The sequence below is a fragment of the Saccharopolyspora soli genome (assembly GCF_022678645.1).
In the GTDB taxonomy this organism is placed as follows: Bacteria; Actinomycetota; Actinomycetes; order Mycobacteriales; family Pseudonocardiaceae; genus Saccharopolyspora; species Saccharopolyspora soli.
In genome coordinates, this window is the sequence record NZ_JALBWV010000006.1 from 160,386 (window position 1) to 178,186 (window position 17,801).

At 67.8% G+C, this 17,801-nt stretch carries 21 protein-coding genes; all 21 read left to right on the forward strand.

Features of this window, described 5'->3' with window-relative positions:
* Nucleotides 1–10: 10 nt before the first annotated feature.
* The 21 genes from MOQ72_RS06765 (at nt 11) to MOQ72_RS06865 (ending at nt 17,654) form a co-directional block, all read left to right on the forward strand.
* Nucleotides 11–3,520 carry an ADP-ribosylglycohydrolase family protein gene (locus tag MOQ72_RS06765; protein ID WP_242181242.1) on the forward strand — a complete coding sequence of 1,170 codons (3,510 nt, stop codon included), beginning with the start codon at nt 11–13 and terminating at the stop codon, nt 3,518–3,520.
* On the forward strand, nt 3,517–5,151 hold the full coding sequence (locus tag MOQ72_RS45110) for a TNT domain-containing protein (RefSeq protein WP_242181244.1): 1,635 nt from the start codon (nt 3,517–3,519) through the stop codon (nt 5,149–5,151). Before MOQ72_RS06765 ends, MOQ72_RS45110 begins: the two co-directional genes overlap by 4 nt.
* Nucleotides 5,152–5,694: 543 nt before the next feature.
* Nucleotides 5,695–6,069 carry a 30S ribosomal protein S12 gene (gene rpsL / locus MOQ72_RS06775; protein ID WP_009948619.1) on the forward strand — a complete coding sequence of 125 codons (375 nt, stop codon included), beginning with the start codon at nt 5,695–5,697 and terminating at the stop codon, nt 6,067–6,069.
* Nucleotides 6,069–6,539: a 30S ribosomal protein S7 gene (gene rpsG, locus MOQ72_RS06780; protein WP_242181245.1), complete on the forward strand. Its 471-nt coding sequence runs from the start codon at nt 6,069–6,071 to the stop codon at nt 6,537–6,539. The genes rpsL and rpsG overlap by 1 nt, the downstream gene beginning before the upstream one ends.
* A gap of 98 nt (nt 6,540–6,637) precedes the next feature.
* On the forward strand, nt 6,638–8,740 hold the full coding sequence (gene fusA / locus MOQ72_RS06785; RefSeq protein WP_242181246.1) for an elongation factor G: 2,103 nt from the start codon (nt 6,638–6,640) through the stop codon (nt 8,738–8,740).
* A gap of 218 nt (nt 8,741–8,958) precedes the next feature.
* Nucleotides 8,959–10,152 (forward strand): elongation factor Tu, encoded by a 1,194-nt coding sequence (gene tuf, locus MOQ72_RS06790; RefSeq protein WP_242181247.1) that lies wholly within the window; start codon nt 8,959–8,961, stop codon nt 10,150–10,152.
* A gap of 521 nt (nt 10,153–10,673) precedes the next feature.
* Complete coding sequence (rpsJ, locus tag MOQ72_RS06795) at nt 10,674–10,979, forward strand: 30S ribosomal protein S10 (protein WP_009948626.1); 306 nt, start codon at nt 10,674–10,676, stop codon at nt 10,977–10,979.
* A 35-nt stretch (nt 10,980–11,014) separates the two neighbouring features.
* Nucleotides 11,015–11,665, forward strand: a complete 651-nt coding sequence (rplC, locus tag MOQ72_RS06800) for a 50S ribosomal protein L3 (protein ID WP_242181249.1) — start codon at nt 11,015–11,017, stop codon at nt 11,663–11,665.
* Nucleotides 11,665–12,348, forward strand: coding sequence for a 50S ribosomal protein L4 (gene rplD / locus MOQ72_RS06805; RefSeq protein WP_242181251.1), 684 nt, complete (start codon nt 11,665–11,667; stop codon nt 12,346–12,348). The genes rplC and rplD overlap by 1 nt, the downstream gene beginning before the upstream one ends.
* The gene (gene rplW / locus MOQ72_RS06810; RefSeq protein WP_242181252.1) at nt 12,345–12,644 is read left to right on the forward strand and encodes a 50S ribosomal protein L23; all 300 of its coding nucleotides are present in this window, start codon (nt 12,345–12,347) and stop codon (nt 12,642–12,644) included. Before rplD ends, rplW begins: the two co-directional genes overlap by 4 nt.
* A 31-nt stretch (nt 12,645–12,675) precedes the next feature.
* Complete coding sequence (gene rplB, locus MOQ72_RS06815) at nt 12,676–13,509, forward strand: 50S ribosomal protein L2 (protein ID WP_242181254.1); 834 nt, start codon at nt 12,676–12,678, stop codon at nt 13,507–13,509.
* A gap of 18 nt (nt 13,510–13,527) precedes the next feature.
* Nucleotides 13,528–13,809, forward strand: a complete 282-nt coding sequence (rpsS, locus tag MOQ72_RS06820; protein WP_242181255.1) for a 30S ribosomal protein S19 — start codon at nt 13,528–13,530, stop codon at nt 13,807–13,809.
* A 42-nt stretch (nt 13,810–13,851) separates the two neighbouring features.
* The gene (gene rplV / locus MOQ72_RS06825; protein ID WP_242181256.1) at nt 13,852–14,274 is read left to right on the forward strand and encodes a 50S ribosomal protein L22; all 423 of its coding nucleotides are present in this window, start codon (nt 13,852–13,854) and stop codon (nt 14,272–14,274) included.
* Nucleotides 14,274–15,113, forward strand: a complete 840-nt coding sequence (gene rpsC / locus MOQ72_RS06830) for a 30S ribosomal protein S3 (RefSeq protein WP_242181257.1) — start codon at nt 14,274–14,276, stop codon at nt 15,111–15,113. The genes rplV and rpsC overlap by 1 nt, the downstream gene beginning before the upstream one ends.
* A 3-nt stretch (nt 15,114–15,116) precedes the next feature.
* Nucleotides 15,117–15,536 carry a 50S ribosomal protein L16 gene (gene rplP / locus MOQ72_RS06835; protein ID WP_242181258.1) on the forward strand — a complete coding sequence of 140 codons (420 nt, stop codon included), beginning with the start codon at nt 15,117–15,119 and terminating at the stop codon, nt 15,534–15,536.
* Complete coding sequence (gene rpmC / locus MOQ72_RS06840) at nt 15,536–15,778, forward strand: 50S ribosomal protein L29 (RefSeq protein WP_242181259.1); 243 nt, start codon at nt 15,536–15,538, stop codon at nt 15,776–15,778. The genes rplP and rpmC overlap by 1 nt, the downstream gene beginning before the upstream one ends.
* Nucleotides 15,775–16,050, forward strand: a complete 276-nt coding sequence (rpsQ, locus tag MOQ72_RS06845) for a 30S ribosomal protein S17 (RefSeq protein WP_242181260.1) — start codon at nt 15,775–15,777, stop codon at nt 16,048–16,050. The genes rpmC and rpsQ overlap by 4 nt, the downstream gene beginning before the upstream one ends.
* Before the next feature lie 166 nt (nt 16,051–16,216).
* On the forward strand, nt 16,217–16,585 hold the full coding sequence (gene rplN, locus MOQ72_RS06850) for a 50S ribosomal protein L14 (protein ID WP_242181261.1): 369 nt from the start codon (nt 16,217–16,219) through the stop codon (nt 16,583–16,585).
* Entirely contained in the window at nt 16,585–16,899 is a 315-nt protein-coding gene (gene rplX, locus MOQ72_RS06855) for a 50S ribosomal protein L24 (protein ID WP_242181262.1), read from the forward strand. Before rplN ends, rplX begins: the two co-directional genes overlap by 1 nt.
* Nucleotides 16,900–16,901: 2 nt before the next feature.
* Nucleotides 16,902–17,465 (forward strand): 50S ribosomal protein L5, encoded by a 564-nt coding sequence (rplE, locus tag MOQ72_RS06860; RefSeq protein ID WP_242181263.1) that lies wholly within the window; start codon nt 16,902–16,904, stop codon nt 17,463–17,465.
* A 3-nt stretch (nt 17,466–17,468) separates the two neighbouring features.
* Nucleotides 17,469–17,654 (forward strand): type Z 30S ribosomal protein S14, encoded by a 186-nt coding sequence (locus MOQ72_RS06865; RefSeq protein ID WP_242181264.1) that lies wholly within the window; start codon nt 17,469–17,471, stop codon nt 17,652–17,654.
* Nucleotides 17,655–17,801: the final 147 nt, after the last annotated feature.

The following is a 17,801-nucleotide window of genomic DNA, read 5'->3' on the forward strand; positions in this document are numbered from 1 at the left end:
AGACATCGCGATGACCGACGCCCAACCGGGCTCGCCGCTGAGCTGGGCCGACCGATTCCGCGGCGCGATGCTCGGCGGAGCCGTCGGGGACGCGCTCGGCGCTGGCGTCCGCCACCTGACCAGCGCCGAGATCCAGCAGTGGTTCGGGCCGCGCGGTGTCGTCGACTACCTGCCGGTCTACGGGCGGCGCGGTGCGGTCACCGATCTGACCCAGCTGACGGTGTTCACCCTCGAAGCCCTGTTGCGCGCCAGGGCGATGGGCGAGCGGTCGGCCGTGCAGGCGATCGAGGCCAACCACCTGGCCTGGCTGCACACCCAGGGCGTGCCGTGGGCGTACGCGATGTCCAAGTACGCGCCGAGCGAGCCGACCGGTTGGCTGTTGCAGCGCCCCGAGTTGTACTCCACCCGGAATCCCGGCGGTGCGGCGCTTCTCGGCCTCGGCGGCCTCGTGCACCGCCCGGCCTTCCCGGAGACCTACCAGTCGACCCCCGAAGCGCCCATCCCCCAAGGCATGAGCGACTGCATCGCGTGGACCGCGCCGCTGGCGCTGTGGAGTCAGGACCTCAGCATCGTCGATCTGGACGCCAGGACGACCGCGGCGCTGTTGACCAAGGACAGCGGCACCGTCACCGCGACCGAACTGCACGCCGATGTGCTCGCCCAACTCCTGCTCGGGCACGGGCTGTGGGCAGCAGTCGAAGCGTGGCAGGCGCAGCGCGCCTTCACCAGCAGCGCCTCGCCGCACGGCGCGCTGCGCACCGCGCACGCGGCGATGTTCGCCACCAACGGCGGGCGCCGTCCGAGCCCCGCCCAACTGGACATCGAGTTCGACACCCGGGGCGGACCGGGCGACCTGGGGATCGCGTTGGCCGCGGTCGCCGCCACCAACAACTTCACCGACGCCGTGATCATGGCGGTCAACCACTCCAGCGACAGCGCCGTGACCGGAGCGCTGGCCGGGCAACTCGCCGGGGCCATCTACGGGCCGGGCGGGATTCCCCCGCAGTGGCTCGACGAGCTCGAACTCGGCGAGATCATCGAGACGCTCTGCCAGGACGTGACCGTGGCCTTCGCGCCACCGAAGCCGCCGCAGTGGATGCAGCGGTACGTGCCCAACGCCCGGCAGTTCGGCGGTCCGCGCGAGCTGATCGCGGGTGCGCCGAACACCGTCGAAGGCGCTGCGGAGCAGACCATGGTGCTGCCAGCCATCAAGGCCGAACCGGAACCGGACCCCGCCGCCGACACCCCGCCGCACGGCATCGGTGCGCCGACGTTCCCGGCGGCCCGCGCCGAAACCCCGGCGGAGCCAGTGGAATTCGAGGTCGCCGATCCGTCGAGCACTGGTCCCATCCCGGTGCCGCGCCTGCGGTCGTCCGAAACCACTGCGGTCTTCCCAACGGCGGACGCGCCGGGGCAGCCGGAGGCCGTCGAGCCGGAATGGCAGCAGGTGCGGGACTTTCCGGTCGAGCCGGAATGGGCGCCGTCGGTGGACGCTCCCGCAGCGGTCGAATCGGAGTTGCCGGTCGCGGGTCCCGTGGTCGAGCCGGAATGGGCGCCGCCCGTGGACGCTCCCGCAGCGGTCGAATCGGAGTTGCCGGTCGCGGATCCGGTGGTCGAGCCGGAATGGGCGCCGCCCGTGGACGCTCCCGCAGCGGCTGAGCCGGAGTTCCCAGTCCAGGATCCCGTGGTCGAGCCGCAGATGCCGGTGGCGGAAGCGGCGTTCGTCGAGGCGGACGACATCGCTGATCCGATCGCTGGCGAAGCGCCGGAAAATCCCGTGGCACCAGAGGAGTTCGTGCCCGAGGAGATCGTTGCGGCCGCGTTGGTCGATGCTCCACCCGACGTCGAGCCGCCGGTCGCGACCGCTGAACCGGTTTCGGCCCTACGGCTCCCGACGCAGCCGATGGCCGAGCGCGAGCCCGTCGACCTGGAGCCGCCCCCGCGATCACCGATCGACCTCGAACCGGCCGATTTCGGCCCGGAGCCCGAAGACGTCGAGTTGGAGGCTCCGGCCAGTGCCGACGCCGAACGAACGCGGTCCGATCACGACGAAGTCGAGCCGGAGACCGACACCGTCCTGCCGGGAGGCAGCGCGGTGGACGCCGTTGCGGCCGAGGCGTTGGAGATCGGCGAACAGCCCGAAATCAGGGGAGAACTCCTAGCGGACACCGAAGCGGCCGAGGCCGAGCCGCAGTCGCTGGAGCCAGCCCCGGCGGTACCGCCGATCGTGCGCGGCGAGCACGCCAAGGCGGAGGGCCCCGGCGACGGCGCTCCGTCGCTGACGGAGCGGGTGCTCGGATGCTTCCTCGGCGGCGCTCTCGGCGACGCGCTCGGCGCGGACCTGGAGTTCAAGACCGCTGAGGAGATCACCGCGCGCTTCGGCGCCGACGGCCCGAGCGGTCTGCGCGAGGCATACGGCGTGCACGGAGCCATCACCGACGACACCCAGATGACGCTGTTCACCGCCGAAGGCATGATCCGCGGCAGCGTCGCCAACCGGATGCTCGGGAACGAGGACCCGCTGCCCGAGGTGCAGTTGGCCTACCAGCGCTGGCTGCACACGCAGGGCGTCGAGTGGGATGCCGCCGCCGGTCCGTTCCTCGCCGACTACCCCGCGCCGGACGGCTGGCTGATCGAGGTGCCGGGCCTGTTCAAGACCCGCGCGCCCGGCAAGACCGTGTTCCGCGCGCTGTCCCGCTTCGGCGACGGCCACCCGGCCGGGTCGTTCACCGAGCGGATCAACGACTCCAAGGGGTGCGGTGGCGTGATGCGCGCCGCGCCCGTCGCGCTGTGGGCCACCGATCCGGCCGTGGTGTTCCGGCTCGCCGCCCGCACCGCTGCGCTGACCCACAGCCACCCCGCCGGTTACCACTCCGCCGGTGCGCTCGCGGTGATCGTCCAGCAGGCGTTGCTGGGTCGCAGCCTCGACGACGGCGTGTGGCTGGCCCTGCAGGTCCTCGAAACCTGGGCGGACCACGACGAGACCAGCGCGATGCTGAAGGCCGCCGTGCACCTCGCCGGTGCGGGTGTGCCGACGCCGCAGCAGATCGCCGAGCAGTTGGGTGGTGGCTGGGTCGGGGACGAGGCGCTGGCCATCGCGGTGTGCGCGGCGCTGGTCGGCGGTGAGGACGTCGAACTGGCGCTGCGGATCGCCGTGCACCACGACGGCGACAGCGACTCGACCGGCGCGATCTGCGGCAACATCGTCGGTGCGCTGCTGGGCGTCGGGGCCCTCCCGGTCGACTGGCTGGCCGAGTTGGAACTGCGCGACGTCGTTGAGCAGGTGGCGTTGGACTGCGTGGCGGAGTTCGGACGGGGCGCCTTCCAGCCGGGCCAGGCCGCGGTCGAGCCGCCGACCGACGAGGACTGGAACGAGCGATACCCGATCCGTCCACAGTGGTCATCCGTGTCGGCGCCCGCGGGTGCCGAGCCCAGCCTGGAATTCCCGGCGCCCAAACCAGCGCCCAGGCGGATCAACGGTGTCGTCCACACCGAAACGTTCGAGGGGGAGAACAGGTGATCCTCGGTACGCCCATCGCGGAGACCTTCGGTCTGGTCGACGGCGAGTACCGGCTGCTGCACCACCTCGAAGGCGACGGGGTGCACGTGGAAGGCAGCGGGCCGGTCCCGCTCGACCAGGTCACGGCGGTGCTCTTCGCGCAGCAGGACGAAGCCTGCTCGGTGCACCCGCAGTTCCCGGCCCGCGCCGCCTTCGGCCACCTGCCGGACCGGTCCGCGCAGTTTCGCGACCTGACCCGCACGCTGCAGGACGCGGTGGCGTCCGCGCTCCCGGAAGGTTGGCGCGAGGCCCAGGTGAACTGCACCGCGCTGGGCACCCGCATCGAGATCACCGCGACGGTCACCACCGAGTCCGAACACCCGTGGATCCCGACCCAGGACGTCGTCGACGCGCTGCGCCGCCTGCGCAACGTGGCGTACCACCCGGAGACCGGGGCGTGGACCACCGCGAGCTTCCGCATCAACGAGGCGGGCGCGGACTTCCGGACCGGGTACGACGCACCACAGTGGACCCGCGCCGACGACCAGCGCGCCTACTACGAAGAATTGCGCTACTTCCCTCGCTCCGAGGCGCCGGAGTGGCTGTTCGAGGCGGCTTGGTCGCACTTCGCGAACAACCGCGACACCGCCGCGCAGCCCGAACCGGTGCGAATGGCCCAGGTCTTCGACGTCCACGTCGACGACCGTGCCGCGGCCTACCGGCCCGCGCTGCCGTGGGCGGAGAAGCGGATGGTCCTCGACTACCTGCACGGTGGCGAGATCCTGCTGACCGCGCACGGCACCTCGACCGACGAAGTGGACCCGCAGCGCCCGCCGGAGGTGCCCAAGCAGTTCCACACCGACGGCACCTGGGTGTGGCCGTTGGCGCTGGCCTACTACCTGGAAGTGCACGACATCGCACCGCCGCGCGACTTCCTCGACCACATCCGGCGCACCGGCCACCGGCCGCCGGAGGTGGTCGCCGACCGCGCCGCCGCCGAGGCCAAGGCGCTCGTGCTGGGTGCCGACGCCGACCACCTCGAAGCGTTCAAGCCCGCCGAAGCCATCGAGTTGGCCAGGGGATTCATCGGCGCGATGGGCATGAGCACCCGTTTCTACAGCTTCGAGGCCGCCTTCGAAGGTGGTTGGAGCATGCTGCGCGACGCGGACGGCTGGTGGTCGGTGTTCTGCGTGGACGAGGGTGAGATCAGGAACAAGTCCCGGTTCCCGGACCCGTTCGCCGCCGCCGCGCAGCTCATCGGTGCGATGGCGCTGACCCGCACGCGGTTCCTGCGCGCTCCCGACGAGCCGCTGCAGGACTTCGAATGCCCCTTCGCGCCGTTGCCCGGCGAGGCGCCGCTGGCCGCATACGACAGCAAGTTCCTCGTGGACCTGCGGGTTGGTGACGAGGTCGACCGGTTCGGCGAGCCGACCGGCAACACCGTCTTCGTGGCCGGGACGACTCTGCCGCAGCGGTCCGTCCCACCGCAGCAGCCGCCTGGCGACTACCGCCGATACCGGGTGCTCAGCGGCTTCCAGGTGGTCTCGGGCGTGGTCAAACCCGACTTCGGCCAGGTCGGCGGCGGCACCGCCTTCGTGCTGCCGAACGACCTCCAAACCCTCGTCGCCGAAGGCTGGCTCGCCGAGGTGTGACAGGCACCTCGCCGACCCCGGGGAATCCCGGATCGCCCGGACGGCGATCCGCACCCGGTGGATCGCGGTGTGGCCTGGGGTGTGATCGGTCTCGACTGGCGGGACGGCCTTGTCATGATGGGTAGAGTGTCGCTACAGGATGACGTGAGCTCGCACTCAAAGGTGGCGCAGCGGCAGCGCCGGGTGATCGGGCAGGTCAAGAGGGACCCCGTTTTGACCCTCTGAGAACGGGGCAGGTATCTTTGTTTATCGGACCCGACACCAATCGGGTCGATCCGCATGCCCGTGCATGACGTGGCCGGTCGGCCGCGCCAGCGCCGAGGATGTGTGGAAACTCCTCTCAAGAACCCTCTGGGGTCGTTCCCATTGGGGCGCATCGGCGCCGAAAGGTCGAGGAGCGGGCGACACGCCCGACCTCGTGGTGCGGGAGGAGTCCGGAAACACAGTGCCTGACAGGTGCTCGACGCCAGGGCACGCCGAAGCTCGAACGAGCGCCGCTTGGTCGAGTACCAGAAGACGCGAACGCTGACAGAAAGCCGGTCCATGCCCACCATCCAGCAGCTGGTCCGTAAGGGCCGCCAGGACAAGGTCGCGAAGACCAAGACCGCGGCGCTCAAGGGGAGCCCGCAGCGGCGTGGCGTGTGCACCCGCGTGTACACCACCACCCCGAAGAAGCCCAACTCGGCACTGCGCAAGGTCGCCCGCGTGAAGCTGACCAGCGGTATCGAGGTCACGGCCTACATCCCGGGTGAGGGCCACAACCTGCAGGAGCACTCGATCGTGCTCGTTCGTGGCGGCCGTGTGAAGGACCTCCCGGGCGTGCGCTACAAGATCATCCGCGGTTCCGCTGACACCCAGGGCGTCAAGAACCGCAAGCAGGCTCGCAGCCGGTACGGCGCGAAGAAGGAGAAGAGCTGATGCCCCGCAAGGGTCCGGCCCCAAAGCGGCCGCTGCACGCTGACCCCGTGTACGGCTCGCCGCTGGTCACGCAGCTGGTGAACAAGGTCCTCGTGGACGGCAAGCGTTCGCTGGCCGAGCGGATCGTTTACGCGGCGTTGGAAGGCTGCCGGGAGAAGACCAGCACCGATCCGGTCGTCACGCTCAAGCGTGCCCTGGACAACGTGAAGCCGACGCTGGAGGTGCGCAGCCGCCGCGTTGGTGGCGCGACCTACCAGGTGCCGATCGAGGTGCGTGCCGGTCGATCCACCACCCTCGCGCTGCGCTGGCTGGTCAGCTACTCCCGGCAGCGTCGCGAGAAGACCATGGTCGAGCGCTTGATGAACGAACTGCTGGACGCGAGCAACGGTCTCGGGGCGAGCGTCAAGAAGCGTGAAGACACGCACAAGATGGCGGAGTCCAACAAGGCCTTCGCGCACTACCGCTGGTGACGTCGGGGTCGGCTCTTGCCCGCCTCGGCGCACCGATTCGACAGCTTGCACCTGTCTATGGGACTTGCACCTGCTGTTAGGGAACGGGGAAGAAACTCGTGGCACGCGACGTGCTGACTGACCTGACCAAGGTCCGAAACATCGGCATCATGGCCCACATCGATGCGGGCAAGACCACCACGACCGAGCGGATCCTCTTCTACACGGGGATCACGTACAAGATCGGCGAGGTGCACGACGGCGCCGCGACGATGGACTGGATGGAAGAGGAGCAGAAGCGGGGTATCACCATTACCTCGGCTGCTACCACGACCTTCTGGGGCGACACCCAGATCAACATCATCGACACCCCTGGCCACGTCGACTTCACGGTCGAGGTGGAGCGGTCGCTGCGCGTCCTGGACGGCGCGGTCGCGGTGTTCGACGGCAAGGAAGGTGTCGAACCGCAGTCCGAGCAGGTCTGGCGGCAGGCGGACAAGTACGACGTGCCGCGCATCTGCTTCGTCAACAAGATGGACAAGCTGGGCGCGGACTTCTACTACACGGTCCGGACGATCGAGGAACGCCTCAACGCCCGGCCGCTGGTGCTGCAGCTGCCGATCGGTTCCGAGTCCGACTTCCAGGGTGTCGTCGACTTGGTCCGGATGAAGGCGCTGACCTGGCGCGGTGAGGTCAAGAAGGGCGAGGACTACGAGGTCGAGGACATCCCGGCCGATCTCGCCGACCGGGCCGCGGAGTACCGCGAGAAGCTGGTCGAAGCGGTCGCGGAATCCGATGAAGAGCTGATGGAGGCGTACTTCGGCGGCGAGGAGCTGACCGAAGAGCAGATCAAGGCCGGTGTCCGCAAGCTCACCATCGGCCGCGAGGCATTCCCGGTGCTGTGCGGCACGGCGTTCAAGAACAAGGGCGTCCAGCCGATGTTGGACGCGGTGGTGGACTACCTGCCGTCGCCGCTGGACGTCCCGCCGGTGCAGGGCCTGCTGCCCGACGGCGAGACCCCCGCCGAGCGCAAGCCCAGCGTCGACGAGCCGTTCGCCGCGCTGGTCTCGAAGATCTCGGTGCACCCGTTCTTCGGCAAGCTCACCTACCTCCGGGTCTACTCCGGCAAGGTGGCCGCGGGCACCCAGGTCATCAACTCGACCAAGGAGCGCAAGGAGCGCATCGGGAAGATGTTCCAGATGCACTCCAACAAGGAGAACCCGGTCGACGAGATCCAGGCGGGCCACATCTACGCGGTGATCGGCCTGAAGGACACCACGACCGGTGACACCCTGTGCGACCCGGCGAACCCGATCGTGCTGGAGTCGATGACCTTCCCGGAGCCGGTCATCGAGGTGGCCATCGAGCCCAAGACGAAGGCCGACCAGGAGAAGCTGTCCACGGCCATCCAGAAGCTCGCCGAAGAGGACCCGACCTTCAAGGTCCACCTCGACGACGAGACCGGGCAGACCATCATCGGCGGCATGGGCGAGCTGCACCTCGAAGTGCTGGTCAACCGGATGAAGAGCGACTTCAAGGTCGAGGCGAACATCGGTAAGCCGCAGGTGGCCTACCGCGAGACGATTCGCCGCACGATCGACAAGTACGAGTACACGCACAAGAAGCAGACCGGTGGTTCCGGTCAGTTCGCGCGCGTGATCATCGGGCTTGCACCGATCGAGCAGACGTCCGACAGCGCTACCTACGAGTTCGAGAACAAGGTCACCGGTGGGCGAATCCCGCGGGAGTACATCCCGTCGGTGGACCAGGGCGCGCAGGACGCCATGCAGTACGGCGTGCTGGCCGGTTATCCGCTGGTCGGCGTGAAGGTGACCTTGCTCGACGGCCAGTACCACGAGGTCGACTCCTCGGAAATGGCCTTCAAGGTCGCGGGTTCGATGGCGCTCAAGGAAGCCGCCGCCAAGGCGTCTCCGGTGCTGCTCGAACCGTTGATGGCGGTCGAGGTGACCACGCCCGAGGACTACATGGGCGATGTCATCGGCGACCTGAACTCCCGCCGTGGCCAGATCCAGGCCATGGAGGAGCGCAGCGGTACCCGCGTCGTCAAGGCTCTCGTGCCGCTGTCGGAGATGTTCGGGTATGTCGGCGACCTGCGGTCCAAGACCCAGGGTCGAGCCAACTACTCGATGGTGTTCGACTCCTACGCCGAGGTTCCGGCGAACGTGGCTAAGGAGATCATCGCCAAGGCAACGGGCGAGTGACCCCTGCTCGGTCGCGGGTTGGTCCGGGACCGAGCACGAGGCAACGCCTCGCGAAGGCGACCGGGGAGCAATCCCCTCCAGTTCGGCGGCGGACGGGCCGCCCCCGCCAGGGCAGTGCCCTTTCGGGACCGGGGCCCGCTCGTCACCTACCCGACAGGACTCCGCCTGGCACAACAAGTCGTACGGCGGAAAGTTAACAAGTCCAGGAGGACAATCCAGTGGCGAAGGCGAAGTTCGAGAGGGACAAGCCGCACGTCAACATCGGGACCATCGGTCACGTTGACCACGGCAAGACCACGCTCACGGCGGCCATCACCAAGGTGCTGCACGACAAGTACCCGGAGCTGAACCCGTTCACGCCGTTCGACGAGATCGACAAGGCGCCGGAGGAAAAAGAGCGCGGCATCACGATCCAGATCGCGCACGTCGAGTACCAGACCGAGAAGCGTCACTACGCCCACGTCGACGCTCCCGGTCACGCCGACTACGTGAAGAACATGATCACCGGTGCGGCGCAGATGGACGGCGCGATCCTGGTGGTCGCGGCGACCGACGGCCCGATGCCGCAGACCCGTGAGCACGTGCTGCTGGCCCGCCAGGTCGGTGTGCCCTACATCCTGGTGGCGCTGAACAAGGCCGACATGGTCGACGACGAGGAAATCCTCGAACTCGTCGAGATGGAGGTCCGCGAGCTGCTGTCGGCCCAGGAGTTCCCGGGTGACGACGTGCCGGTCGTGCGCGTTTCGGCGCTGAAGGCGCTGGAGGGCGACGCCGAGTGGGGCGCCAAGATCATCGAGTTGATGGACGCGGTTGACGAGAACGTCCCGGACCCGGTCCGCGAGATCGAGAAGCCGTTCCTGATGCCCATCGAGGACGTCTTCTCCATCACCGGTCGCGGCACCGTGGTCACCGGCCGCATCGAGCGCGGTGTCATCAAGGTGAACGAGGAGGTGGAGATGGTCGGCATCAAGGAGAAGCCGATCAAGACCACCGTCACCGGCGTCGAGATGTTCCGCAAGCTGCTCGACGAGGGCCAGGCGGGTGACAACGTCGGTCTGCTGATTCGCGGTGTCAAGCGCGAAGAGGTGGAGCGCGGCATGGTCGTCGTGAAGCCCGGCACCACCACCCCGCACACCGAGTTCGACGCGCAGGTCTACATCCTGTCCAAGGACGAGGGCGGGCGGCACACGCCGTTCTTCAACAACTACCGTCCGCAGTTCTACTTCCGGACCACCGACGTGACCGGTGTGGTGACCCTCCCGGAGGGCACCGAGATGGTCATGCCGGGCGACAACACCGAGATGAAGGTGCAGCTGATCCAGCCGATCGCGATGGACGAAGGTCTGCGCTTCGCGATCCGCGAGGGTGGCCGCACCGTCGGCGCCGGTCGCGTCACCAAGATCAACAAGTGACGCGGCGAGGGCCTGTCCCTGCCTCGCGGGGACGGGCCCTCTTCGCTTTCCGCTGACCCAGGTCGCGGAAAGTGACCCCCGATTTGGGGTGGCATAGGTGGTATGTCATCCTGTATGGGTTGCTCGTTCAGGGCGGCCGGAATTCGAGAACGTTCGAAGTTCCGGCCGCCTTGCTACGAGGGCCTCGCGCCCTTGTTCCAGTTCGCCGAGAGTCATTCGGTGCTGAAGCCGCCGGATCCCGGTAGGCGGACTGAGCAGGGCACAAGAAGGTGTACGGGCCGCAAGGCCCATCCCGTCGGCGACGTTCGAGGGGACCGGTATGCGGTAGCCGGGCGACACGCCCGACCGCGGGTACCGGGCACCAGATACCTGAACAGGGGCGGACTGAGAGCTGTGGCGGCTCCCGGGATCGGGGACGACACCAGGCTGAGGCCGCGTGGGGCACCACCGCCCGCGAGGGTGCGGTGCGCCCGCACCCAAGACGAAACCGCGGCACGAGACTAGAGGAACGGCAAGCCACTATGGCGGGACAGAAGATCCGCATCCGGCTCAAAGCCTACGACCACGAGGCGATCGACGCGTCCGCACGCAAGATCGTCGAGACCGTGACGCGCACCGGCGCTCGGGTCGTTGGGCCTGTGCCGCTGCCCACGGAGAAGAACGTCTACTGCGTCATCCGCTCCCCGCACAAGTACAAGGACTCGCGGGAGCACTTCGAGATGCGGACGCACAAGCGGCTCATCGACATCCTCGAACCGACGCCGAAGACGGTCGACGCGTTGATGCGCATCGACCTGCCGGCCAGCGTCGACGTGAACATCCAGTAGGCACGGCGACGAAGTAGCTGGAGAGAACGAGACCCATGTCTGACAGGCAGATCAAGGGGATTCTGGGCACCAAGCTCGGCATGACCCAGGTCTTCGACGACCAGAACCGGGTGGTCCCGGTGACGGTCGTGCAGGCCGGGCCGAACGTGGTCACCCAGATTCGGACCCCCGAAAAGGACGGCTACTCGGCCGTGCAGCTGGCGTTCGGCGCCATCGACCCGCGCAAGGTGAACAAGCCGCGCGGCGGCCACTTCGCCAAGGCCGGTGTCACGCCGCGCCGCCACGTCGTGGAGCTGCGCACCGCGGATGCCGGTGAGTACGAGGTGGGCCAGGAGGTCGGCGCGGACGTCTTCGAGGCGGGCGCGGTGGTCGACGTGGTCGGCACCAGCAAAGGCAAGGGCTTCGCGGGCACCATCAAGCGGCACGGTTTCCGCAGCCAGGGCGCCAGCCACGGTACCCAGGCCGTGCACCGCAAGCCGGGTTCCATCGGCGGCTGCGCCACCCCAGGTCGGGTGTTCAAGGGCATGCGGATGGCCGGGCGGATGGGCTCGGACCGCGTGACCACCCAGAACCTGAAGGTCCACAAGGTGGAGGCGGAGTCCGGCCTGCTGCTGATCAAGGGCGCCGTGCCCGGCCCGAAGGGCGGCCTGGTGCTGGTCAAGAGCCCAGCGAAGGGTGGTGCGTGATGAGCCTGACGCTCGACGTCCGTACCCCGGACGGCAAGACCGACGGCACCGTCGAACTGCCCGCCGAGATCTTCGACGCGCAGGCGAACGTGGCGCTGATGCACCAGGTCGTGGTGGCCCAGTTGGCCGCCGCGCGCCAGGGCACCCACGCCACCAAGACGCGCGGCATGGTCTCCGGCGGCGGCAAGAAGCCGTACCGGCAGAAGGGCACCGGCAACGCCCGGCAGGGCTCGATCCGGGCCCCGCAGTTCACCGGTGGTGGCACCGTGCACGGGCCGCAGCCGCGGGACTACTCGCAGCGGACCCCGAAGAAGATGAAGGTCGCCGCGCTGCGCGGGGCCCTCTCCGACCGGGTTCGCGCCGGTCAGCTGCACGTGGTCACCGGCGTGGTCGGCGGCGAGAAGCCGTCCACCAAGCAGGCCAAGACCGCGCTGCGCAACTGGACCGAGGCAAAGAAGGTTCTGGTGGTGCTCAACCGCAACGAGGAGGAGAACTCCTGGCTGAGCCTGCGGAACCTGCAGAACGTGCACCTGATCGACCCGGGCCAGCTGAACACCTACGACGTGCTCAACAGCGATGACGTGGTGTTCACCAAGGCCGCGTTCGAGCGTTTCGTCGCAGGACCGGTCAAGGGCCGGTCGGTCAAGGCCGCCGCGTCTTCCGCAGAGGAGGCAGAGCAGTGAGCGCCGACCCCCGAGACATCATCCTTGCGCCGGTGATCTCCGAGAAGAGCTACGGGCTGCTGGAACAGGGCCAGTACACCTTCCTGGTGGACCCGCGCTCCAACAAGACCGCGATCAAGATCGCGATCGAGAAGATCTTCGACGTCAAGGTGACCAGCGTCAACACGATCAACCGCCAGGGCAAGCGCAAGCGGTCCCGCACCGGGTACGGCAAGCGCAAGAACACGAAGCGGGCGATCGTCACCCTGTCGCCGGAGAGCAAGCCGATCGAGATCTTCGGTGGACCGGCCGCCTGACGGTGCTGATTAGGACGAGGTTGCGTTAACAATGGGCATTCGCAAGTACAAGCCGACGACGCCGGGCCGTCGCGGCGCGAGCGTGTCCGACTTCGCCGAGATCACCCGGACGGAGCCGGAGAAGTCGTTGGTGCGCCCGCTGAACAAGAAAGCGGGCCGCAACGCTCAGGGCAAGATCACCACGCGGCACAAGGGTGGCGGTCACAAGCGGGCGTACCGCGTGATCGACTTCCGCCGCAATGACAAGGACGGTGTGCCGGCCAAGGTCGCGCACATCGAGTACGACCCGAACCGCAGTGCTCGGATCGCGCTCCTGCACTACGCCGACGGCGAGAAGCGCTACATCATCGCGCCGAACAACGTGAAGCAGGGCGACCCGATCGAGAGCGGTGCGCGTGCGGACATCAAGCCGGGCAACAACCTGCCGCTGCGCAACATCCCGACCGGCACCGTGATCCACGCGATCGAGCTCCGCCCCGGTGGCGGCGCCAAGATCGCGCGGTCGGCCGGTGCTCGGGTCCAGCTGGTGGCCAAGGACGGCCCGTACGCCCAGCTGCGGATGCCCTCGGGCGAAATCCGCAACGTGGACGCGCGGTGCCGGGCCACCGTCGGCGAGGTCGGCAACGCCGAGCACGCCAACATCAACTGGGGCAAGGCGGGCCGCATGCGGTGGAAGGGCAAGCGCCCGACCGTCCGCGGTGTCGTGATGAACCCGGTGGACCACCCGCACGGTGGTGGTGAGGGCAAGACCTCGGGTGGTCGTCACCCGGTCAACCCGAAGGGCAAGCCGGAGGGGCGCACCCGCCTCCGCAAGCCCAGTGACAAGCTCATCGTCCGCCGTCGTCGCACCGGCAAGAAGCGCTGAGCAGGGAGGTAAGCAAACATGCCACGCAGCCTGAAGAAGGGCCCGTTCGTGGACGACCACCTGCTCAAGAAGGTGGACGCGCTCAACGAGTCGGGCAAGAAGACCGTGATCAAGACCTGGTCCCGTCGGTCCACGATCATTCCGGACATGCTGGGCCACACCTTCGCGGTGCACGACGGCCGCAAGCACGTCCCGGTGTTCGTCACCGAGTCGATGGTCGGGCACAAGCTGGGCGAATTCGCCCCGACCCGCACCTTCAAGGGCCACGTCAAGGAAGACCGGAAGTCGCGCCGCCGCTGAGCGGGTCTGTGACACGAACGAGTAAGAGCAAGGGGTAGCAGGATGACAGCCCGTTCCGACGACACTGCCGCGGAGGAAACCCCGCGTGCAGTGGCGCGGGCCCGGTTCGTCCGCGTGTCGCCGATGAAGGCGCGCCGCGTGGTCGAGCTCATCAAGGGCCGGAGTGCCAGCGATGCCCTGGCCGTGCTCCAGTTCGCGCCGCAGACCGCCAGCGGTCCGGTGTCGAAGGTGCTCGCCAGTGCGATCGCCAACGCGGAGAACAACCTTTCCCTCGATCCCGAGACGCTGTGGGTGCACCACGCGTACGTGGACGAGGGTCCGACGTTGAAGCGGTTCCGGCCGCGCGCGCAGGGCCGTGCGTACCGGATCCGCAAGCGGACCAGCCACATCACCGTCGAGGTCGAGTCCCGGCCGAAGGCGGCGGCCAGCAAGTCCCGAAAGAGCCAGAAGGGAAGTGCCCGGTAGTGGGTCAGAAGATCAACCCGCACGGCTTCCGACTCGGCATCACCACGGACTGGAAGTCTCGCTGGTACGCCGACAAGCAGTATTCGGAGTACGTCGCGGAGGACGTCAAGATCCGCCGACAGCTCTCTCGCGGGATGGAGCGCGCGGGTATCTCCAAGGTGGAGATCGAGCGCACCCGCGAGCGGGTTCGGGTGGACATCCACACCGCTCGGCCGGGCATCGTCATCGGCCGTCGCGGTGCCGAGGCGGACCGGATTCGCGGTTCGCTGGAGAAGCTGACCGGCAAGCAGGTTCAGCTCAACATCCTTGAGGTCAAGAACCCCGAGGCGGACGCCCAGCTGGTCGCGCAGGGCGTGGCCGAGCAGCTGTCCAACCGCGTGTCCTTCCGGCGCGCGATGCGCAAGGCCATCCAGTCGGCCATGCGTTCGCCGCAGGTCAAGGGCATCCGGGTGCAGTGCTCGGGTCGCCTGGGCGGTGCCGAGATGTCCCGCTCGGAGTTCTACCGCGAGGGTCGGGTTCCGCTGCACACGCTGCGCGCGGACATCGACTACGGCTTCTTCGAGGCCCGCACCACGTTCGGCCGCATCGGCGTCAAGGTGTGGATCTACAAGGGCGAGCTGGTCGGTGGCCTGAAGCAGAAGCAGCAGGAGTCCGAGGTTCGTCCGCCGCGCGGCGGCGGTGAGCGCGGTGAGCGCGGTGGCCGATCGGAGCGCGGTGGCCGTCGCCGGGGTGCCGGTGGCGCGGACCGCGGTGCAGCGGAGAAGCCCGAGAAGGCCGCCAAGGCCGCGGAGGGCGAGCAGCCGCAGGCCGCTGCGACCGAAGAGAAGACGGAGGGCTGAGACGTGCTCGTCCCACGCAGGGTGAAGTGGCGCAAGAGCCACGCGCCGAAGCGCAAGGGATTCGCCAAGGGTGGCACCCGGATCAACTTCGGCGAGTACGGCATTCAGGCGGTCGAGCACGGCTACGTGACCAACCGGCAGATCGAGTCGGCCCGTATCGCGATCACCCGGCACGTCAAGCGTGGCGGCAAGGTGTGGATCAACATCTTCCCGGACCGCCCGCTGACCAAGAAGCCAGCCGAAACCCGGCAGGGTTCCGGTAAGGGTTCGCCGGAGTCCTGGGTCGCCAACGTCAAGCCCGGACGCATCATGTTCGAGCTGACCTTCCCGAACGAGAAGACGGCGATCGAAGCGCTGACCCGTGCGGCGCACAAGCTCCCGATGAAGTGCAAGATCGTGTCCCGCGAGGGTGGTGACTTCTGATGGCAGCGGGTGTCACCGCAGCTGAGCTCCGCGAACTCAACGAGGAGGAGCTCGTCCAGCGGCTGAAGGAAGCGAAGGAGGAGCTGTTCAACCTCCGCTTCCAGATGGCCACCGGTCAACTGCAGAACAACCGGCGGCTGCGCACGGTTCGGCAGGACATCGCCCGGATCTACACCATCATGCGCGAGCGCGAACTGGGCCTGACGGTTTCCCCCGAGGGCGCTGAGGAGGGCGCGGCATGAGTGAGAAAGGACAGGGCGTGGAGCGCAACAGCCGCAAGGTCCGCGAGGGTTACGTCGTCTCGGACAAGATGGACAAGACGATCGTGGTCTCCCTCGAAGACCGCAAGAAGCACGCCCTCTACGGCAAGGTCATGCGGCAGACCACCAAGGTCAAGGCGCACGACGAGGCCAACACGGCCGGTATCGGCGACCGGGTGCTGCTGATGGAGACTCGACCGCTGTCGGCCACCAAGCGCTGGCGGCTCGTCGAGGTCCTGGAGAAGGCCAAGTAAATGCGCTTGCGCAGGCGGCTCGACCGCTTGCGCAAGCCCAGGAACGTGGTGCGCGGACCGGTCGGTCGGTTCGCGTGCCGGAAGTGACCGCGCGCGTCAGGTCGGAAATTTGGCGTGCCAGAGTGTGCTCGGGCTCGGTCCGAGTACTTAGGGTCAGGAGTCAGACGTGATCCAGCAGGAGTCGCGACTGCGTGTCGCCGACAACACCGGGGCCAAGGAGATCCTCACGATCCGGGTCCTCGGTGGGTCGGGTCGGCGGTACGCGAGCCTCGGGGACATCATCGTGGCGACCGTCAAGGAAGCCATCCCCGGAGCCGGTGTCAAGAAGGGCGATGTGGTCAAGGCCGTCATCGTCCGGCAGAAGAAGGAGAAGCGTCGGGCGGATGGTTCCTACATCCGGTTCGACGAGAACGCCGCGGTGCTGGTCAAGCCCGGTGGCGAGCCGCGGGGCACCCGTATCTTCGGACCGGTTGCCCGCGAGTTGCGAGACAAGAAGTTCATGAAGATCATCTCGCTCGCGCCGGAGGTTTTGTGATGAAGATCAAGAAAGGCGACACGGTCGTCGTCATCTCCGGCAAGGACAAGGGTGCCAAGGGCAAGGTCATCAAGGCCATGCCCAAGGAGCAGCGCGTGCTGGTCGAGGGTGTCAACCGGATCAAGAAGCACACCAAGGTCTCCCGGACCGAGCGTGGTGCGCAGTCCGGCGGCATCGTGACCCAGGAAGCGCCGATCCACGTGAGCAACGTGATGGTCGTGGACTCCGACGGCAAGCCCACCCGCGTCGGCTACCGCATCGGTGAGGACGGCAAGAAGGTCCGCATCTCTCGTCGGAACGGTAAGGACATCTGATCATGACCACTGCTGAGAAGATCGTCCCGCGGTTGAAGACCCGTTACCGCGAGGAGATTCGCCAGGCCCTCGACTCGGAGTTCCACTACGCCAACGTGATGCAGGTGCCGGGCGTGGTGAAGGTCGTGGTCAACATGGGTGTTGGCGACGCCGCTCGGGACAGCAAGCTGATCGAGGGCGCGGTGCGCGACCTGGCCACCATCACCGGGCAGAAGCCCGAGGTCCGCCGGGCCCGCAAGTCCATCGCGCAGTTCAAGCTGCGGGAGGGCATGCCGATCGGCGCGCGGGTCACCCTGCGCGGCGACCGGATGTGGGAATTCCTCGACCGCTTGGTCACCATCGCGCTGCCGCGCATCCGGGACTTCCGCGGTCTGTCGCCGAAGCAGTTCGACGGCAACGGCAACTACACGTTCGGTCTCAACGAGCAGTCGATGTTCCACGAGATCAACCCGGACCAGATCGACCGGCCGCGTGGCATGGACATCACCGTCGTCACCACGGCCACCAACGATGCGGAAGGTCGGGCGCTGCTGCGGCACCTGGGCTTCCCGTTCAAGGAGAACTGAGCGATGGCCAAGAAGGCGCTGGTTATCAAGGCGGCGCGCAAGCCGAAGTTCAAGGTTCGCGGCTACACCCGCTGCCAGCGCTGCGGGCGGCCGCGGGCGGTGTTCCGCAAGTTCGGGCTGTGCCGGGTGTGCTTCCGCGAGATGGCGCACGCGGGCGAGCTGCCCGGCGTGAGCAAGTCCTCCTGGTGACCTCCCGCCTGCTGGGGTGATGCCGATTACCGGTACCCTCAGCAGGCGTTACCAGGGCTGATGCCCGCGCTCCGCGGCGAACGCCGTGCTTGCACGCGAATTGACAAGGGACCTGCCCGTTCGGCAGGCAACCCCGAACTTCGTCCA

What these genes read in the sequence shown, in the direction of transcription:
- MOQ72_RS06765 (WP_242181242.1), top strand. Translation starts at nt 11, where the DNA reads ATGACCGACGCCCAACCGGGCTCGCCGCTGAGCTGGGCCGACCGATTC.
- rpsL (WP_009948619.1), top strand. Translation starts at nt 5,695, where the DNA reads ATGCCCACCATCCAGCAGCTGGTCCGTAAGGGCCGCCAGGACAAGGTC.
- rpsG (WP_242181245.1), top strand. Translation starts at nt 6,069, where the DNA reads ATGCCCCGCAAGGGTCCGGCCCCAAAGCGGCCGCTGCACGCTGACCCC.
- rpsJ (WP_009948626.1), top strand. Translation starts at nt 10,674, where the DNA reads ATGGCGGGACAGAAGATCCGCATCCGGCTCAAAGCCTACGACCACGAG.
- rplC (WP_242181249.1), top strand. Translation starts at nt 11,015, where the DNA reads ATGTCTGACAGGCAGATCAAGGGGATTCTGGGCACCAAGCTCGGCATG.
- rplD (WP_242181251.1), top strand. Translation starts at nt 11,665, where the DNA reads ATGAGCCTGACGCTCGACGTCCGTACCCCGGACGGCAAGACCGACGGC.
- rplB (WP_242181254.1), top strand. Translation starts at nt 12,676, where the DNA reads ATGGGCATTCGCAAGTACAAGCCGACGACGCCGGGCCGTCGCGGCGCG.
- rpsS (WP_242181255.1), top strand. Translation starts at nt 13,528, where the DNA reads ATGCCACGCAGCCTGAAGAAGGGCCCGTTCGTGGACGACCACCTGCTC.
- rplV (WP_242181256.1), top strand. Translation starts at nt 13,852, where the DNA reads ATGACAGCCCGTTCCGACGACACTGCCGCGGAGGAAACCCCGCGTGCA.
- rpmC (WP_242181259.1), top strand. Translation starts at nt 15,536, where the DNA reads ATGGCAGCGGGTGTCACCGCAGCTGAGCTCCGCGAACTCAACGAGGAG.
- rpsQ (WP_242181260.1), top strand. Translation starts at nt 15,775, where the DNA reads ATGAGTGAGAAAGGACAGGGCGTGGAGCGCAACAGCCGCAAGGTCCGC.
- rplX (WP_242181262.1), top strand. Translation starts at nt 16,585, where the DNA reads ATGAAGATCAAGAAAGGCGACACGGTCGTCGTCATCTCCGGCAAGGAC.
- rplE (WP_242181263.1), top strand. Translation starts at nt 16,902, where the DNA reads ATGACCACTGCTGAGAAGATCGTCCCGCGGTTGAAGACCCGTTACCGC.
- MOQ72_RS06865 (WP_242181264.1), top strand. Translation starts at nt 17,469, where the DNA reads ATGGCCAAGAAGGCGCTGGTTATCAAGGCGGCGCGCAAGCCGAAGTTC.